Genomic DNA, 17,536 nt, shown 5'->3' on the forward strand with positions numbered 1-17,536 from the left:
TATATAAAGGAATTAGTGATAATGTTAGGTGTTTATCTACTAATAAAAAGGTCATTAAAAACACGAATTTTCACAGTAATTGTGCAAATGCTATAAAGTTGATTAAGGAGATAACTTAACTGGTGACTCGTATGATAGAAAGAAGGTATATAATAAATGAAATCAACTATCTATGATGTGGCAGAAAAAGCAGGAGTTTCAATATCTACAGTATCAAAGGTTTTAAATAATCAACCAGTCGGGAAGAAATCAAAACAAAAAGTTTTAAAAGTAATGCAAGAACTAAATTATAAACCAAGTGTTGTTGCATCTGCCTTAACAGGTAAGCGAACATCTACAATTGGATTCCTGTTACCAGACATAGCTAACCCTTTAGTTGCAGAAATGGCTCGTAGAGTAGAGGATCGGGCACATGAATATGGATTTAATGTTGTAATTTGTAGTACCGATTTAAAATTAGAGAAAGAAGAGCGCTACGTGTCTTTACTAAGACAGAAAAGTGTAGATGGATTTATCCTAGCCGGTGGTTTTAGAAACAGAGAGGTAGTTTTAGAATTGTTAAGGGACAATATTCCAATTATACTTCTTTCTGAATCTCAGCCATACTCATCTCTTACCACTGTAACAGTTGATAATTTTATGGGAGGGTATGAGCTAGCTTCTCATTTAATTTCCTTAGGTCATACAAGGATTGCAGTTATTGCGGAGGACAATTCAAGTAGTCAGGAGCGTATTCGTGGATACAAACAAGCATTAAAAGATAATGATCTCGATATTCCTGTAGAACTAATTGTTACGAGTAATTCAAACCCAGAATATGCACAAAATTTAACGGCATGCTTACTAGATTCTTTCAATCCACCTACTGCAATTATTTCCTGTAACGATGTGTTAGCGATTGGCGCCCTTTTGGGGGCACGAGAAAAAAATTTAAAGGTTCCTGAAGATCTCTCAATCACAGGATTTGATAATACCTTGTTATCTAAAAGTTGTGATCCTCCTTTAACAACAGTGGAAGTACCTGTTCAAAATATGTGTTCCCAAGCTGTAGATTTACTTATAGAAGAGATAAAAGGAAAAGGAATAGATAAACAAAAGATTTTAGTGTTACCTAAATTAATTATTAGACAATCATCGAGTTTCTGTCCTGGAAAATTTAGAAATGTAACTTCTATACAAAACGAATAATTTACTACCATAGTCGTGCTTGGGAAGGAAATTTAAACAGAAGAATCTAGCAGATTTATGCCAGGAAGAGTTAACGAAGCGTTAGGGCATCTGGTTTGAGAGTTAAATTTTTATATTATGGTGATGCTGAATATGCCTTGTACATATGCTCAGCATCACTTTTAATCATGAACCAAGGTACATTAAGGATTCTTAAAAATTTATTCCAAAAGGAGTGTTTGAATAATAGGGGCCTTTACACCTTCAAGTTAATAATTTAAAGTGTGTAAAGTATTTAGAATAGTATGATTAAATAGAGTGGTCTAGAGTTATTATAAAATAAATATATAAAGCGCTTTATGTTTATATTTATCAATCATACGAAATAGAGTGTCTTTTATAAAAAGTTAATTATCATTGAACTTTTGCCTAATCTGAACATAATTGAAATAAATGCTGGGATGGAAGTGAAATTATAGTTTTAAAAAAACGTTTACAAAATATACTGAATATTATACAATTAGCTTACAAAAAATAAAGCGCTTTCGATATATTTGCTGAATAATACTTATAAATGATTATTTTTTCAGTTTACCCAAAATGTAAAGCGCTTTACATTTTGGGTGGAAATTATATAAATGAGAGTGTATTCCAGAAAGGAGATGAATAGAGAATGATGAAACAAACTCAAAAATAGAACAAATAAATGGGATCCCAGAGGTTAAGGGGATGAAATTAGCTCATGTGGTTTTCAATTGGTACTCAGTTGACTTTGTAATTTAGAGGTCAAGAGGGGGAGACAAAATGCTAAATAATCTAACTACTACATAGTTGATAAAGGAAAATCAAATTGATAATTAAAGAGAAATATTTGTTATAAAGAAATTTATAGGAATATAAAGAGAAGGATGTAGAATTAGGTTGTTTCTTAAGCCTTACCTAGAGTAAGTGGTAGTTTCTTTGAATCGAGCAAGTATGAAATCGCTACCTGTAAGCGTTATCCAAAGCTATACTCTTTATGGTTGTTAGTTTTGGAAATAAGGTCAAACAAATTAGTGCATTAATTGGAGTTCAATAAAATATAACCAATGAGGATGATAATGCATGAGTAATCAAGTAATTGAGAAACCAAGAAATCATAAAAGTTATTTACAAATCATTATGATTTCTGCTACGTTTGGTGGACTTCTATTCGGCTATGACACTGGTGTAATTAATGGAGCCTTACCTTTTATGTCAAGAGCTGATCAACTTAATTTAACACCATTCACAGAAGGTTTTGTTACAAGTTCCTTGCTTTTTGGGGCAGCAATCGGTGCATTTTTAGGAGGACGACTGGCAGATCACTATGGTCGTCAAAAAACAATTCTGAATCTTGCATTGTTATTTTTAATTGCAACGATTGGTACAGCTTTTGCTCCTAACGTTCCAATCATGGTGTTTTTTCGCTTTATGCTAGGCCTAGCTGTTGGTGGAGCTTCCTCAATGGTACCAGCCTTTTTAGCAGAAATGGCACCAGCAGAGAAAAGGGGAAGAATGGTTACCCAGAACGAACTTATGATTACTGGAGGTCAATTATTGGCCTACGTTTTTAATGCTATTCTTGGTGTAGTATGGGGAGATATTGGACATGTTTGGCGATACATGCTTATCCTGTGTGCGATTCCAGCTGTAATGTTGTTTATCGGTATGTTAATTGTTCCAGAAAGTCCACGTTGGCTAGCTTCCAAAGGAAGAAAAGATGAGGCTTTACGGGTACTAAAACAAATTCGTAATGAAAAGCAAGCTGAAGCTGAATTTAAAGAGATTCAAGAGGCAGTGAAACGGGATTCAGAGCTTGAAAAAGCTTCTCTTAAAGACTTTTCTACGCCTTGGCTAAAGCGCATTTTATTCATTGGAGTTGGAGTGGCTGTTGTTAATCAGATTACAGGTGTTAATTCAATTATGTATTACGGTACTCAAATTCTTCAGGAATCTGGTTTTGGTACAAAAGCTGCTTTGATTGCTAACATTGCTAACGGGCTAATTTCGGTAATTGCTGTTTGTTTCGGTATATGGCTGGTTGGAAAGGTTAACCGTCGTCCCATGTTAATCATTGGACTTTCTGGAACTTCATCTGCGTTTTTACTTATTTCGATATTTTCCAATATACTTGAAGGCTCCGCCTCACTTCCGTATGTTGTACTTTCTTTAACTGTTGTATTTCTTGCATTCATGCAGGGATGCATAGGTCCAGTGACATTTTTAGTTATTGCAGAAATATTCCCACAAAGATTAAGAGGACTTGGTTCGGGAATCAGTATATTCTTCCTGTGGATAGTAAACTGTATAATTGGTTTTTCATTCCCAGTGTTACTAAGCTCGATTGGTTTGTCCGCAACATTTTTAAGTTTTGTAATCCTTGGTTTATTAGGGATTTGGTTTGTATATAAGTTTATGCCAGAAACAAATGGCCGTTCACTTGAGGAAATAGAGGAAGAGTTTCGTTCAAAATATGACAAGAAAAGTAATACTAATCCTAATCCAATAAACAAAGTCCAGTAAAATAGAAGCAAACTGTGGGTTTTATAAGAACACTTAAGCAATACAATGAAAGCGCTTAATTTAATATATAGAAATTAGGAGTGTTATAGATGAGTATTAAAATTTCAGGAGCGCCTTGTTGTTGGGGCGTTGATAATCCCAAAAATCCGTATCTACCACCTTGGGAAAGGGTTTTAAATGAAGCCTCACAAGCTGGTTATAAAGGGATTGAGTTAGGTCCTTATGGATATATACCCATGAACATTGAAAGAGTACAAGCAGAGCTTTCTAAAAATGATTTAACTATAATAGCAGGAACAATTTTCGATGATTTAGTATCAGAGTCTAATTTAGAAAATTTACTACATCAGGTAGATGATATTTGTTCATTAATAACAAAACTGCCTTCAACTCCACAGGAAAAAGGACAAAAATTTTTAACTCCATATTTAGTAATTATTGATTGGGGACACGATGAGAGGGATTATTACGCAGGACATCCAGAAAAAGCAGTACGGTTGTCTGAAAGGGACTGGAACAATATGATGGATCATATTCGTGTACTAGCAGAAAGGGCATGGAAAAAATATGGCGTGCGTTCTGTTATTCATCCACATGCGGGCGGTTATATTGAATTTGAAGATGAAATTGAAAAACTTTTAGAAGATATACCTTATGAAATGGCTGGCCTTTGCTTAGACACAGGGCATTTATACTATTCGAAAATGGATCCGATAAAGTGGCTTCAAAAGTGTGCAGATCGACTAGATTACATTCACTTTAAAGATATTGATCTTAATATATATAAACAAGTAATGGAAGAACGTATTCGCTTTTTCGATGCTTGCGGTAAAGGGGTTATGTGTCCAATTGGACAAGGTATTATTGATTACAATTCTATTCATAAATTATTGAAGGAAATCGATTACCATGGGTACATCACAATTGAGCAAGAGCGAGATCCTAGAAACTCTGCCACAAGTTTACGTGATGTTAAACAAAGCGTTGATTATTTAAAAAGTGTTGGCTATTAATCAGAAATTAATTTAAAGAAAAGGGGATACGAAGAAATGATTTACGGAGAGAAAAAGGTAGAAAGTCCAATTCGCTGGGCAATGGTTGGCGGCGGAAAAGGAAGTCAAATCGGTTATATTCACCGTTCAGCCGCGTTAAGAGATAATAACTTTCAACTAGTAGCTGGAGCGTTTGACATTGATCCAGCACGCGGGATGGACTTTGGTGTCAATTTACATGTTGATCCAGACCGTTGCTACCCTAATTATGACATAATGTTTGAAGAAGAAGCTAAACGTAAGGACGGTATTCAAGCTGTCTCAATTGCTACTCCAAATGGAACACATTTTGAAATTACAAAGGCGGCATTACATGCTGGCTTACATGTGGTATGTGAAAAACCATTGTGCTTTACGAGTAAAGAGGCAGAAGAATTGGAGATTCTTGCGAAAAAGAAGAACCGTGTTGTCGGTGTTACATATGGTTATGCAGGACATCAAATGATAGAACAAGCACGTCAAATGATTGCAAATGGAGATTTAGGCGAAATTAGAATTGTTAAAATGCAATTTGCTCACGGTTTCCACTCATCTGCAGTAGAAGAAGGTAATGCAAGTACAAAGTGGCGTGTTGACCCTAAAGTAGCCGGACCTAGTTACGTATTAGGTGATGTAGGAACTCATCCTCTTTACTTGTCTGAGGTAATGTTACCCAACCTAAAAATTAAGAAATTAATGTGTTCTCGTCAAAGTTTTGTAGAAAGTCGTGCTCCACTTGAAGATAATGCTTTTACAATTATGGAATATGATAATGGTGCTGTTGGAACCGTTTGGTCATCATGCGTAAATGCTGGTTCCATGCACGGCCAAATCATCCGTGTGATTGGTTCAAAAGCTAGCATTGAATGGTGGGATGAACACCCTAATCAATTACGCTATGAAGTCCAAGGTAAGCCAGCTCAAGTATTAGATCGAGGGATGGATTATCTTTATCCTAAAGCCTTAGTTGACGATCGCATAGGCGGGGGACACCCTGAGGGACTATTTGAAGGTTGGTCAAATCTATACGCGCGTTTTGCATTAGCAATGGACGCTGCAGACCGTGGGGGAACATTAGAAAATATGTGGTACCCAGATATTAAAGCAGGAGTTGAAGGGGTTCGATGGGTAGAGAACTGTGTACGTTCAGCTGATAATGGTGCTGTTTGGGTTGATTACCAATAAACATATGTATCTTATGACTAAAGTAAAAAGGTCTTTGGAAGACATTCTTCCAAAAACCTTTTTACTATATAAAAATGTTCAGAATAAACTTAATAGATTTCCCTTTATATCTATACATAAACAGATTGAATGACTGTGATGTTCCAATAGTTCTGTGGAACCCCACAGTCATTTCATTTCCGATAATCCGTGTTATGTTAACTTGAAATGAATCCCTTATACATAATGTTTTATAATACAAAAAAATTATAAAAAATAGATAAAAAGCCTATGAGTTCAATAATCCACAGGCTTTGTTCCGATGATTAAAAATATTTCTGAAAGAGAGAATCCCAAGCTTCTAGAGCCTTTTGTTTAAGCAATGTTTGTTTCATATGGGTAAGTTTATAAACAGTATAATCTGGAGGAGAATGTGTAAGCTCATAAATCTTATAGTTTCCACTTTTAATCGCTTCATTAGCTATGTACTTTGGAACAATCGCCCATTGCATTGAATCTTTCAGAAGATATAGAAGTAAATGAGTACTGTCTAATTTTATTCGTGAAATGGATAAAGGATCCCACCAGTAATCATGCCAAGATTGATATTCAAGCCCCCAAGGCATAAAAAATTCGTAATCAGGATTTAATTCTTTAGGATGAATTTTTTCTGAACTATAACCACTCTTATCTGAAGGTCGTATAACAACCATGGGTGATGTAAAGCACTTTTCCACTTTTACATTTGGATGCACCCTTTCTCTAAGAGAGTAGGCTACATCGATATGTCTTTTTTCAATTTCTGAATAGAGATGGTAAGAATGTAATGTATGAATCTGAAGTTTTATTAGAGGTTGGTGGTTCGTTAAATTTCTAAAGACTCTAGGTAGCATAAATGTATTAATACTATCAACGGCACCAAGGTTTAAGGATAATCGTGGCCCTTGAGTTTTTAATAGATGTGCTTCTTGTTCTAAACGACTCCATTCTTCTGCTAATTTATAAAATTCCTCACCTAAAGGAGTTAAAATGATTTGTTTTATTCCTTTCCCACGTTCAATTAATTGAATCCCAAACTCTCTTTCGAGTACCTTTATTCGCTGACTAACGGTAGTTTGCGCTACATGTAATTCCTCTGCTGCGCCACTAATAGTCTTTGAGCGAACAACTGCAAGAAATGTTTCAATTGAATTAGAATGAAAGTCCATTAGTTCGCCTCCAAATAGCAATATTTATGGTATTAAATAGCTAATTAATTAGTTTTACAAACTCATCTTCTATATTTAATATAAAGTTAATTAATGACTCTGTCTAATAGAAAGGGAGGAAAGAATATTGAGTTGTAAAATAATTTATTTTGAAAAAGTGTTTACTGCAACACGTGAAATCATCAATACATATAAAAGTGTAGATATGGAGGTTAACTACTGGGTGGATTTAAATGATGAAAAAAGAGAACAAGCAATACGTGAGGCAAACTATCTCATTACAGCATCTTATCCTATTACGAGAGAGTTATTAGAAAAAGCTCCTAATGTAAAGCTAATCCAAAAGACTGGGAGTGGGGTTGATAACATTGACTTGAAAGCTGCTGCTGAATTTGGAATTCATGTAGCTAGTACACCAGGAGCAAATTCAAATAGCGTAGTCGAGTTGACTATTGGGATGATTATAAGTCTGTACAGAAAACTTCATGTCCTAGATCGATTAACCAAAAATGGAGAATGGAAAATGTGGGAATATCGAACAACCATGTTTGAAATGAATGGTAAAACTCATGGGGTAATTGGTATAGGAAACATCGGTAAAAAAGTTGCTCAACTGTCAAAAGCTTTTGGAACCAATGTTATTTATTACGATGTAAATAGATTGTCAACGGAAGAAGAGAAAGAATTAGGGATAACTTATGTTACGTTTGATAATTTATTATCTCAATCAGATATTATAAGTCTCCATATTCCTTTAATACCAGAGACAAGAAATTTGATTAGTGATAAAGAATTGAGCCTAATGAAATCTACAGCCATTTTAGTTAATGTAGCAAGAGGCAATATCATTGATGAGCAAGCACTTGCCGAATCACTAAAATGTAATCGCTTACTAGGGGCAGCACTTGATACATGGGCAGCTGAGCCGATCAATTCGGATAATCCATTATTACAACTTGATAATGTACTTGCTACTCCTCATATCGCAGGAGGAACCAGAGATGTATTAGAAACGGTATTGCGTTTATCCTTTGAAAACATAAGAAAGGTAGAAGCAGGGTCTATAGCTGATAATTTAGTAAAAGTTGTTTCAAAATCTGTTTAACGTCTAGTAAATCAAATATAAAAGTAGTAGAAATCTCGTTTGTTTCCTATTTTATAAAGTGAGGGGATATCATTGTCAAATGTAGGATTTAGAATTGTTCAATATAATAATCGAGTAAATCAAGAGGTCATAGAGGGATTTAAAGGGGTTGCGACCCCTAATATTGGAGATGTAATGGGACGTATGTATGCTATGGATCATTCTATTAAAAGTGTAAATAAGCCAGGTATCCACATTGTTGGAAGCGCTTTAACTGTTCGCACTCATCCTTCCGATAATTTAATGGTTCATAAAGCAATGGATATGGCTCAGCCGGGGGATATTATTGTTGTTGATGCTTGTGGAGACATGGGGAATGCAATTTTAGGCGAGCTTATGTGTCACTATGCTAAAACAAAAGGGATTGTGGGTTACATTGTTGATGGACCAATCCGGGACTTATATAGCATTGTAGAAATGAATTTTCCTGTTTTTTCCAAAGGAGGAACCCCACGTGGTCCCTATAAGGAGGGGCCCGGTGAGATTAACACAGTCATTAGCTGTGGAAATGTTGCCGTAAGTCCTGGGGATATAATAGTCGCGGATGATGATGGCATTGTAGTCATTCCAAAGGGAGATGCTGAAGATGTTCTTAGAAAATCTCAGGACATCCAAACGAAAGAGAAAATGGTCATTGAATCAATTTATAATGGAAATTGGGATCGTACGTGGGTGGATGAAACGTTAAAGAGAAAAGGATGCGAAGTTATTGAAGAATACTCTTATCGCGAAAAATAAACTAGTTTATTTTTCCTGTGACTAAGGGAGTTCAGAAAAGTAAAAGAAAATGAAAGATTGATAATTGGAAGCAATAACCCAAATCACTGAGGTACACCAAGAGTACATCTTAAAAATGGGATGGGGGGGAAGGATATAATGGAAGAGTCGTCACAGAAAAAGACACGTTTTCGCTGGGTAGTCATGTTAATAATCTTTATAACTTATATGATTGCTGGGGCAGATAGGGCCAACATCAGTGTTGTTATTCCATATTTTCAGAAGGAATTTGAGTTAAGTAATACGGATATTGGTGCAATGGCAAGTCTCTTTTATATTGGATATGCTATTATTCAGATTCCATCCGGATTTATCTATAGTAAGTTTGGAACACGTAAAATATTCACTTTCTCTATGATCGTTACTTCGGTTGCCACATTCTTTATAGGAACGGCTAGCTCGGCTCTCCAACTTAAAATTGGACGAATCTTACTAGGTATTGCGGAAGGACCACTTCCAGTTGGGATTATTTCGACTATTAATCGATGGTTTCCTGGAAAGGAAAAGGGTACTGCGACTGGGATTTATATGTCGGCAATGAAATTTGCTCCAGCAATTGTTCCTCCTTTGTGTGCATATATCATCTACGCTTTTGGCTGGCGAGAAGTTTTCTATATATTTGCTATTCCGGGCATTATCTTTGCTCTATTTTGGCTCTGGTTAGTAAAAGATAATCCGGAGGAAAGTCCGTACTGTTCAAAAGAGGAAAGAGAGTATATTAAGTCTGAGGAACACTCAAATATTGATGTGAAAATCAAAAAAAATAAGAGAAAATATTCCCTGAAGTGGGTAGATAAAATTATTCGTGCCAAGAAAGTAGACTCTCTTGACACGAATAGAAAGATTTTTCTTTCGTGGAATATATGGGGGTGTACGCTCGGATACTTTTTCATGGTTGGGATTGTTTATGCTATTATGACATGGATACCTACTTACTTGGTAGACGTTAAAAAGTATTCAATTATGGAAATGGGATTCGTGGCTTCAGCTCCATGGATAGGGGCCATATTAGGAAACCTAATTGGCGGATGGCTTTCGGATAATGTCTTTGATAAACGTCGAAAACCTCTTATGATAGTGACTGCAGCATCAACCATGTTCAGTATGTATGCATTATTGTACGCCCCAAATAATCCTATGTTTCTAAGTATTCTTCTTATTATCACTGGTGTTTTGTTAAATTTGGGATATTCAACATTTTTGGCGTACCCTATGGGGATTACATCCAAGGAAAAATTGCCACTTGCAGCTTCAATTGTTAATACGGGTGGTTCTTTAGGTGGTGCTTTCGCTCCGTTTGTAGTAGGTTTAATTTTAGATAAATTTAATTGGGATATGGTATTTACATTCTTATCAGCTAGCTCTTTAATAACCTTCATCCTTCTCTTCACTATTATTGAACCACGAGAAAAAATTGAACCGATGATTAAAAAGGAAGGTTATGAAAAAATCACCTTTTGATTAAGTTAGATATAAAGTAAAAGAGGATAATTGGCTTCTAATTTAAACATAGAAATTCCCCCAAATAGAGATAAAGATATAAAGTTAATTATGAATATTTTAGTTTGATATATCATGGTTTTTAAAACCATGATAATGAAAGAAGTTTTTCTAAAAAGAAAAGGCGCAAACTCGTTGTCACTTAACGGGTTTGTGCTTTTTTCACTTTCTCTAACATGTGTTATGCAAACTAAAAAGGCCTTATGTTTTTACATAAGGTCCTTTCTAATACTAATCAATCCATCTTACTAATAACAGTTGATATTTTGTAATTTGCAAACTTATTTAGATTCTCTAGAAATTCATTCAAATATTCATTAGAAGGAAATCTACATTCAAGTAGATAGCATCCATCTCCACTAATTTTATAGTTATTAAAAATGAATTGATCTTGTGTTTTTACAAATGAGAGAAATGGTTGATGATGAATATCATGTAAATAGATATGAATAAAAGCATGTAAAAAACACTCTAACTTCGTTTGATTGACTTTAATTGAATATCCTTCAATTACACCACTGTCTTCTAATTTAGCCACTCTAGAGGCGGCTGCTTGTCCGGTTAAATGAACCTTATCACCTAATTCTTTCATTTTGATTCGACTATTCTTGGCCATTTCTTCTAATATACGCATATCTGTATGATCTAACATGTATTCAACTCCTTTCAAAAATCAAGTCAAACGGCTAAAAGACTTGATTTTATCTGTGTATTTCATGGTTCTCCATAATATAAACTATATGTAGATCAAAGAAAAGGAGCAATAAATATGAATATTAAACAAATTCGCAATGCAACAATCGTTGTTGAATATGCACATAAAAGGTTTTTAATCGATCCTATGTTAGCAGAGAAAGGTACGTACCCCCCTTTCCCTGGTTCGGTTAAGCAAGATCAAAACAATCCTATAGTGAGTTTACCAATCTCAGTTGATGATATTATTAGTGGAATTGATGCAGTTATTCTCACTCATCTTCATTTAGACCATTTTGACGAGGCAGCACAAAGACTATTGCCAAAAGATATTAAAATGTTCGTTCAAAATGAAGAAGAGGCAAAGGAAGTCCAAAATGTCGGTTTCCAAAATGTAGAGGTACTAACAAAGGAAACTGTCTTTGAAGGTATACAATTAGTTAAAACAAGAGGCGAGCATGGAAGAGGAGAAGAACTATTAAAGCTTATGGGGGAAGTATGTGGCGTCGTCTTTAAACATCCAAGTGAAAAAACATTGTACGTAGCTGGTGATACAGTCTGGTATGAAGGTGTACAGGAAGAATTAGATACTCATGAACCAGATATTATTGTCGTCAATGGCGGAGATAATCAATTTATAGAGTATGGTTCTCTCATTATGGGAAAAGAAGACATCTATGAAGTACACAAGGCGGCTCCTAATGCTAAGATTATTTCTGTTCATATGGAAGCTGTTAACCATTGGACACTATCTAGAGAAGAATTAAAAAACTTTAGTAAAGAAAAAGAATTCTTAAATAGTATTTTAATACCTGAAGATGGTGAATCCTACACATTTTAATATGACCACCGACTAATATTGTCGTGTTCATATTTAAAAATAAGAAATAGAAGGAGCTCATAATTATCAGAAATTTAATTATGAGCTTCTTCCAATGACGAATATAGTGAATTGTAAATATATCGAAAATCCTAAATATGTAGAATGAAGAATTAAATATTCTAAGGATGACAAAACAAACACGAAAAGCTACAAAGGTATCTCGTTAGGAGGGAGAGTTCATGACAATGAAAGCAAAAGATACAAATGTATCAACGCAGCAGCCTATATGGTTGCAAGAATATATTGATTCACCACAAAGACAAGCAAAACTTTATAAAAAAACATTAAGAATTTTGATTTTGTCACAAATCTTTGGGGGAGCAGGACTTGGAGCCGGTGTAACAGTAGGAGCACTTCTTGCACAAGACATGCTAGGGACGGAAAATGCAGCAGGGATTCCAACGGCTCTATTTACTTTAGGTTCTGCAGGAGCTGCCCTACTTATAGGACGGTCTTCACAACGTTTTGGACGTAGAGCAGGACTTGCAGGAGGGTTCCTTGCAGGAGGGGTAGGTGCTATCGGTGTTATAATTGCAGCTTTAACCAACAACATCGCACTTTTATTCCTCTCCCTTCTTATTTATGGAGCTGGGACGGCTTCTAATCTACAAGCGCGATATGCAGGGACAGACCTTGCAACAGATAAACAACGGGCAACTGCCGCAAGCATGGCCATGGTTTCCACTACCTTGGGTGCTGTAGTTGCTCCTAACTTGGTCAATACAATGGGAGAATTTGCGGATTCAATCAGTGTTCCAACTTTGGCTGGCCCTTTCATCTTGTCAGGAGCAGCTTTTATAATTGCCGGATTATTGATCTTATTTTTTCTTCGTCCAGATCCTTTGGTTGTGTCTACAGCTATTGCGAATGCTCAGAAAAATGTGAATACTACAGAGACAGAGGCAAATTTAAAGAGTGCTAATATAAACAAAAAAGGTGTTGTGGTAGGGGCTGTCATTATGATTTTGACTCAATTTGTCATGGCAGCCATTATGACCATGACACCCATTCATATGGGACATCATGGTCATGGTTTGCAAGAGGTGGGGGTAGTTATAGGTTTCCATATAGCAGCTATGTACCTTCCTTCGCCATTAACAGGTATACTCGTCGATAAGCTTGGCCGTACTACTATGGCTGTTGCTTCTGGTGTTACACTCCTAGCCTCTGGATTGGTGGCAGCTTTTGCACCGGTAGGTTCCATGCCATTGCTTACCCTGGCGTTAGTGCTACTAGGTTTGGGCTGGAACTTTGGTTTAATAAGTGGAACTGCTCTCATTATAGATTCAACACATCCATCTGTGCGTGCAAAAACACAAGGATCAGTCGATGTCTTATTTGCCCTGTCAGGAGCAGCTGGTGGAGGAGTATCAGGAATGGTAGTCGCTCATTCTAGTTATGAAGCATTATCACTTTCTGGAGCCATTCTGTCACTATTGCTTATTCCTGTAGTTGTTTGGTCTCGTAAGAATCTAAACAAAGAGCTACTATAAAATCTTTCTAGTTTATTGTCTTTTGATTAGTCAGACTGATATCCATATATAACAAGTAGATGTTAGGAGTGAAATTCAAGGAGACCTCTCTTTTAAGTAAGCATAAAAAAAATAACTTTATTATGTATCAGGCTTTTATACCTTTAGAATGGGACTCCTTAGTTCAATAATTAACAGTGTAACATCTTTGTTCTCAGACATTTTAACTGGTCTTAGGTCTGGAAACATTTAATCATCTATAAAAGTTATTGCTTTTAAATTAATGATTATTATATGAATTGAGCAATGGGTGTACAGAAAAATAACTTCTGGACACCCTTTATTCATTATGCTTTGTTTTGTAGTTCAATATAAGTATTCCCACTTGATAAAAGATCAAGATGGCCTATTTTTGGCCCATAATAAGACCAAGTAGAGGAATTGTTTTTGCCATAAATGGAGGCTTATGAACAGCATTGCAACATTCTAAAACACTTGATTTCTACAATTGGTAATCGATTTTTTCTAAAAAATAAGCAGATAAAGTTTTGGCTACGTATGTCTTTTTTCTACCAGCACATCTTGCAAAAGCAATTGAAAAGGAAGTAATTAATATCGAAGAGAAGGTACAGTCGATACTAGAAAGTAAATTTCAGGATTGGATCAATGCTAAAGTAATAGTCGAAGATGCAGTAAAAATGCAGACCTTTGCTTCTTAGGAATAGTCGATTCCATTATCCTGGAGCTTATATATGACAATGATAGAAAACGAAGGATAAAAGGATAATTAGAAGCTTCTTGGACAGTATTTTAGAGAGGTATTTCACATCAGTAATCATACAGAAAGAGATGTTGATATATGAAGAAAACAATAAAAGAACAGAAATGGGTATTAATTATACTTTTAAGCAATATATTCATTGCATTTCTAGGAATTGGACTCATCGTCCCCGTTATGCCGTCTTTTATGGATATCATGCATTTATCAGGAAAAACGATGGGCTATCTTGTTGCTGTATATGCGATGGCACAACTGCTTATGTCACCCTTTGCAGGACGTTGGGTTGACCGTTATGGCAGAAAGAAAATCATTATAATTGGCTTATTCCTTTTTGGTGTTTCAGAACTTATCTTTGGTTTAGGTACGAATGTATTGGTGCTTTATATATCAAGAATTCTAGGAGGAATAAGTGCCGCCTTTATCATGCCAGGCGTTACTGCATATGTTGCAGATATTACATCCGTTCGGGAACGTCCAAAAGCGATGGGCTATATTTCTGCCGCCATTAGTACTGGCTATATTATAGGACCTGGCATCGGCGGCTTTATTGCAGAATATGGTATACGCATGCCCTTCTTCTTTGCGGCAGCCATTGCCATTTTAGCATGCATACCATCAATATTTATTTTGAAAGAGGAGCCGTTAACAAAAGAAAAGGTTACAGACATTTCTGCCAATACAAAGCAAACAAACTTTATAAGCGATATAAAAAGATCACTTAATCCACGTTACTTTATTGCATTTATGATTGTGTTTGTACTTGCTTTCGGTTTATCAGCATATGAAACTATTTTTAGCTTATTTTCTGATCATAAGTTCGGCTTCACACCAAAGGATATTGCCGCCATTATTTCAATAAGCTCAATCTTCGGCGTGATTTTCCAAATTTTTATGTTTGGAAGAATGGTGGATATACTTGGTGAAAAGAAACTAATCCAATTATGTTTAATTACAGGTGCCATATTGGCGATAGCATCTACGATGATCTCTGGTTTTTTAGCAGTGTTGGCGGTGACTTGTTTCATCTTCCTTGCATTTGACTTACTTCGTCCTGCATTGACGACATTTTTATCAAAAGCTGCAGGGAAAGAGCAAGGATTTGTCGCTGGAATGAATTCAACTTATACGAGCTTAGGGAATATCATCGGACCGGTGATGGGCGGAATATTATTTGACATAAACATCCACTATCCTTACCTTTTCGCTACAGTCATTTTAGGCATTGGTCTTAGTATTACAGTAATGTGGAAAGAAAAACAATTTATAGAAAGCTTAGAGGAATAATTAGAAAAGAGTAGGGCGCTTTGACGTCTGATCCTCTTTTAGAAAAGCTCCCTAAATGCATTTTATTTATAATATTGATATACCTAACAGGGGTATGGTGTTATAGTAAATAAAAGGAAAGTAGTTAATTGAAGAAAACTTCGATTAGCAACTTTATTGTTGTGGGACACCAGGGTTTCTTATAATCCCAATTTATCGAGGCAGTGATTGTAATAATTCTATTTAGGTTTAAACTTTTAAAATATTTTTATGGAGGTATGTTGAAATGGCGAATACAAATACAGGATACCCTGAACTTGATTCTTTCATTCAAGACGTGGAGCAGATTGTTCAATCTGGGGGAATCGAAGAGGTCTTGATTAGCAAAATTAAAACGAGGATGCAACAATTGTTAAAATCAGAAAAAGTTCTACCTGATCAGTACATGCAACCTCAGCCCACATCAGCTCTGTATCCATTACATGTAGCTCAGGATGAAAGCTTTTCTATTGCGGTTACGGTCTTTAATGTAGGTCAACCCTCACCTATGCACGACCATGGAACATGGGGCGTAATTGGTGTTGTAAAAGGAGTAGAGCATGAGATTAAGTATGCTCGTCCCTCTCGTGAGAATGAACCGTTGACTGTGGTACAAGATCGTTACATTCGAGAGGGAGAAGTCGGAATCTGCTGCAGTTCCGAACAAGACCTTCACCAAGTAGAATGCGCTTCCCCTATGCCCTGCATAGGAATCCATGTGTATGGTGCCAATATTGGAAAAATTGAGCGCCATATGTATAATCCACAAACTGGAGCAAAAAAAGTGGGGATAACTCCATGGGTTCCCGTACCTGACTCGAATAGTACACTATAATTTGGGTTCGGAGATGAAAACTGCAAACTACTTGTAAGGACTCTCTAAATCTTGGATATGTTAACACTACTACTTAAGAAAAGTCTGTGGTTGATATGAAAAAGGTAAGTTTGTTTTGATAAGAGTACGATTATTCTAATAAGTAAGAAAGAGGAATTCTGATCTTCTTATAGGGTAGGGAGTACTATAAAGTGTAATGAAGAAAGAAGGAAAGCAAATGGATGAATTAAGGGTGATTTTTTATAATAAGAGTTGTTGTTCCTTAGGCATTATGTCTAGAGCCCAAATTAAAATAAAGGCTGAAGGAATTGATGAACATCAAGCGTTACAATCAATAGAAAATCATTTAAATAAGAAAAATGTAACAGATTAAAAGGTTGAAGAATGAAACTTCTTTGATAGATAAGACTCAAGGTATAAGGGAATATGCTAAGGAGGAATGGTCATGAGTAATGATAGTTTATATCGGAAATCAAATATTAACCGGTTAGGTGAATTTAAGAAGCTGTCTTCAGAAGCTTTCCGAGCATTTGGGGATTTTGATCAGAAAGCATTAGGTGAGGGACTTTTAACTTCCAAAATAAAAGAGTTAATGGCTGTAGCAATCGCTCATGTTACGGGGTGTCCATATTGTATTGAAGCTCACGTAAAACAGGCCAAGAAGAAGGAAGCTTCAAAAGAAGAGATGGCAGAAGCCATTATGGTGGCGACAGCATTAAAAGCAGGTTCTGCTCTTGCTCATAGTATAAATGCTCTAAATGCTTACGATGACATAGAAGAGGAATCGTTATACAAAAAGTCTTACCTTAATCGTTTTAACGAATTTTCTAGTATAGGTGGAGAAGTTTTCAAAGCATTTGGAACCTTTGATGTACAAGCGATGAAAGCTGAGAAGCTTAGTGTAAAAGAAAAAGAGCTCATTGCTATTGCAATTGCTCATGTAACAGGATGTCCATATTGTATTGAAGTTCATGTAAAAGGAGCTAAAAAAGCTGGGGTCACGAAAGAAGAGATGGCAGAAGCCATTATGGTGGC

The 17,536-nt window shown here is 35.8% G+C and carries 16 protein-coding genes; 14 read left to right on the top strand and 2 right to left on the bottom strand.

Annotation, left to right across the window (positions count from 1 at the left end):
• Positions 1-156 precede the first annotated feature (156 nt).
• From MOC86_RS26945 to MOC86_RS26960, 4 genes are all read left to right on the top strand, one after another.
• Positions 157-1,188, top strand: a complete 1,032-nt coding sequence (locus tag MOC86_RS26945) for a LacI family DNA-binding transcriptional regulator (RefSeq protein ID WP_268586955.1) — start codon at positions 157-159, stop codon at positions 1,186-1,188.
• 1,083 nt (positions 1,189-2,271) lie between these two features.
• Positions 2,272-3,711, top strand: coding sequence for a sugar porter family MFS transporter (locus tag MOC86_RS26950; RefSeq protein ID WP_268586956.1), 1,440 nt, complete (start codon positions 2,272-2,274; stop codon positions 3,709-3,711).
• 89 nt (positions 3,712-3,800) lie between these two features.
• On the top strand, positions 3,801-4,724 hold the full coding sequence (locus MOC86_RS26955) for a sugar phosphate isomerase/epimerase family protein (protein WP_268586957.1): 924 nt from the start codon (positions 3,801-3,803) through the stop codon (positions 4,722-4,724).
• Between the two features lie 36 nt (positions 4,725-4,760).
• Positions 4,761-5,927 carry a Gfo/Idh/MocA family protein gene (locus MOC86_RS26960; RefSeq protein WP_268586958.1) on the top strand — a complete coding sequence of 389 codons (1,167 nt, stop codon included), beginning with the start codon at positions 4,761-4,763 and terminating at the stop codon, positions 5,925-5,927.
• 305 nt (positions 5,928-6,232) lie between these two features.
• Here the strand turns inward: MOC86_RS26960 and MOC86_RS26965 are convergent, their stop codons facing one another.
• Positions 6,233-7,114 (bottom strand): LysR family transcriptional regulator, encoded by an 882-nt coding sequence (locus MOC86_RS26965; RefSeq protein WP_268586959.1) that lies wholly within the window; start codon positions 7,112-7,114, stop codon positions 6,233-6,235.
• 127 nt (positions 7,115-7,241) lie between these two features.
• Here MOC86_RS26965 and MOC86_RS26970 point away from each other — a divergent pair, with 127 nt between their 5' ends.
• The 3 genes from MOC86_RS26970 to MOC86_RS26980 all read left to right on the top strand — a co-directional run bounded on the left by MOC86_RS26970 (position 7,242) and on the right by MOC86_RS26980 (position 10,496).
• Positions 7,242-8,219, top strand: a complete 978-nt coding sequence (locus MOC86_RS26970; RefSeq protein ID WP_268586960.1) for a 2-hydroxyacid dehydrogenase — start codon at positions 7,242-7,244, stop codon at positions 8,217-8,219.
• 72 nt (positions 8,220-8,291) lie between these two features.
• Positions 8,292-8,996, top strand: a complete 705-nt coding sequence (locus MOC86_RS26975; protein WP_268586961.1) for an RraA family protein — start codon at positions 8,292-8,294, stop codon at positions 8,994-8,996.
• A 138-nt stretch (positions 8,997-9,134) separates the two neighbouring features.
• Positions 9,135-10,496: an MFS transporter gene (locus MOC86_RS26980; protein WP_268586962.1), complete on the top strand. Its 1,362-nt coding sequence runs from the start codon at positions 9,135-9,137 to the stop codon at positions 10,494-10,496.
• Between the two features lie 274 nt (positions 10,497-10,770).
• Here MOC86_RS26980 and MOC86_RS26985 read toward each other — a convergent pair whose 3' ends face one another.
• Positions 10,771-11,187 carry an Lrp/AsnC family transcriptional regulator gene (locus tag MOC86_RS26985; RefSeq protein ID WP_268586963.1) on the bottom strand — a complete coding sequence of 139 codons (417 nt, stop codon included), beginning with the start codon at positions 11,185-11,187 and terminating at the stop codon, positions 10,771-10,773.
• A gap of 117 nt (positions 11,188-11,304) precedes the next feature.
• Here MOC86_RS26985 and MOC86_RS26990 point away from each other — a divergent pair, with 117 nt between their 5' ends.
• The 7 genes from MOC86_RS26990 to MOC86_RS27020 all read left to right on the top strand — a co-directional run.
• A complete protein-coding gene (locus MOC86_RS26990; protein ID WP_268586964.1) occupies positions 11,305-12,069 on the top strand; it encodes an MBL fold metallo-hydrolase in 765 nt (254 codons plus the stop codon).
• A gap of 221 nt (positions 12,070-12,290) precedes the next feature.
• The gene (locus MOC86_RS26995) at positions 12,291-13,604 is read left to right on the top strand and encodes an MFS transporter (protein WP_268586965.1); all 1,314 of its coding nucleotides are present in this window, start codon (positions 12,291-12,293) and stop codon (positions 13,602-13,604) included.
• A 527-nt stretch (positions 13,605-14,131) separates the two neighbouring features.
• Entirely contained in the window at positions 14,132-14,302 is a 171-nt protein-coding gene (locus tag MOC86_RS27000; RefSeq protein WP_268586966.1) for a hypothetical protein, read from the top strand.
• A gap of 140 nt (positions 14,303-14,442) precedes the next feature.
• Positions 14,443-15,648 (top strand): MFS transporter, encoded by a 1,206-nt coding sequence (locus tag MOC86_RS27005; protein WP_268586967.1) that lies wholly within the window; start codon positions 14,443-14,445, stop codon positions 15,646-15,648.
• Between the two features lie 265 nt (positions 15,649-15,913).
• Entirely contained in the window at positions 15,914-16,501 is a 588-nt protein-coding gene (locus MOC86_RS27010; RefSeq protein WP_268586968.1) for a hypothetical protein, read from the top strand.
• A 196-nt stretch (positions 16,502-16,697) separates the two neighbouring features.
• Positions 16,698-16,874, top strand: coding sequence for a hypothetical protein (locus MOC86_RS27015; RefSeq protein WP_268586969.1), 177 nt, complete (start codon positions 16,698-16,700; stop codon positions 16,872-16,874).
• 72 nt (positions 16,875-16,946) lie between these two features.
• A partial coding sequence (locus MOC86_RS27020) for a carboxymuconolactone decarboxylase family protein (protein ID WP_268586970.1) occupies positions 16,947-17,536 on the top strand: 590 nt, incomplete at its 3' end.

Source organism: Priestia endophytica, assembly GCF_026790145.1.
Classification (GTDB): domain Bacteria; phylum Bacillota; class Bacilli; order Bacillales; family Bacillaceae_H; genus Bacillus_I; species Bacillus_I endophytica_A.

Excerpts from the sequence above, each read along its gene's own strand:
- MOC86_RS26945 (WP_268586955.1), top strand. The coding sequence starts at position 157 with ATGAAATCAACTATCTATGATGTGGCAGAAAAAGCAGGAGTTTCAATA.
- MOC86_RS26950 (WP_268586956.1), top strand. The coding sequence starts at position 2,272 with ATGAGTAATCAAGTAATTGAGAAACCAAGAAATCATAAAAGTTATTTA.
- MOC86_RS26955 (WP_268586957.1), top strand. The coding sequence starts at position 3,801 with ATGAGTATTAAAATTTCAGGAGCGCCTTGTTGTTGGGGCGTTGATAAT.
- MOC86_RS26960 (WP_268586958.1), top strand. The coding sequence starts at position 4,761 with ATGATTTACGGAGAGAAAAAGGTAGAAAGTCCAATTCGCTGGGCAATG.
- MOC86_RS26965 (WP_268586959.1), bottom strand. The coding sequence starts at position 7,114 with ATGGACTTTCATTCTAATTCAATTGAAACATTTCTTGCAGTTGTTCGC.
- MOC86_RS26980 (WP_268586962.1), top strand. The coding sequence starts at position 9,135 with ATGGAAGAGTCGTCACAGAAAAAGACACGTTTTCGCTGGGTAGTCATG.
- MOC86_RS26985 (WP_268586963.1), bottom strand. The coding sequence starts at position 11,187 with ATGTTAGATCATACAGATATGCGTATATTAGAAGAAATGGCCAAGAAT.
- MOC86_RS26990 (WP_268586964.1), top strand. The coding sequence starts at position 11,305 with ATGAATATTAAACAAATTCGCAATGCAACAATCGTTGTTGAATATGCA.
- MOC86_RS26995 (WP_268586965.1), top strand. The coding sequence starts at position 12,291 with ATGACAATGAAAGCAAAAGATACAAATGTATCAACGCAGCAGCCTATA.
- MOC86_RS27005 (WP_268586967.1), top strand. The coding sequence starts at position 14,443 with ATGAAGAAAACAATAAAAGAACAGAAATGGGTATTAATTATACTTTTA.
- MOC86_RS27010 (WP_268586968.1), top strand. The coding sequence starts at position 15,914 with ATGGCGAATACAAATACAGGATACCCTGAACTTGATTCTTTCATTCAA.
- MOC86_RS27015 (WP_268586969.1), top strand. The coding sequence starts at position 16,698 with ATGAAGAAAGAAGGAAAGCAAATGGATGAATTAAGGGTGATTTTTTAT.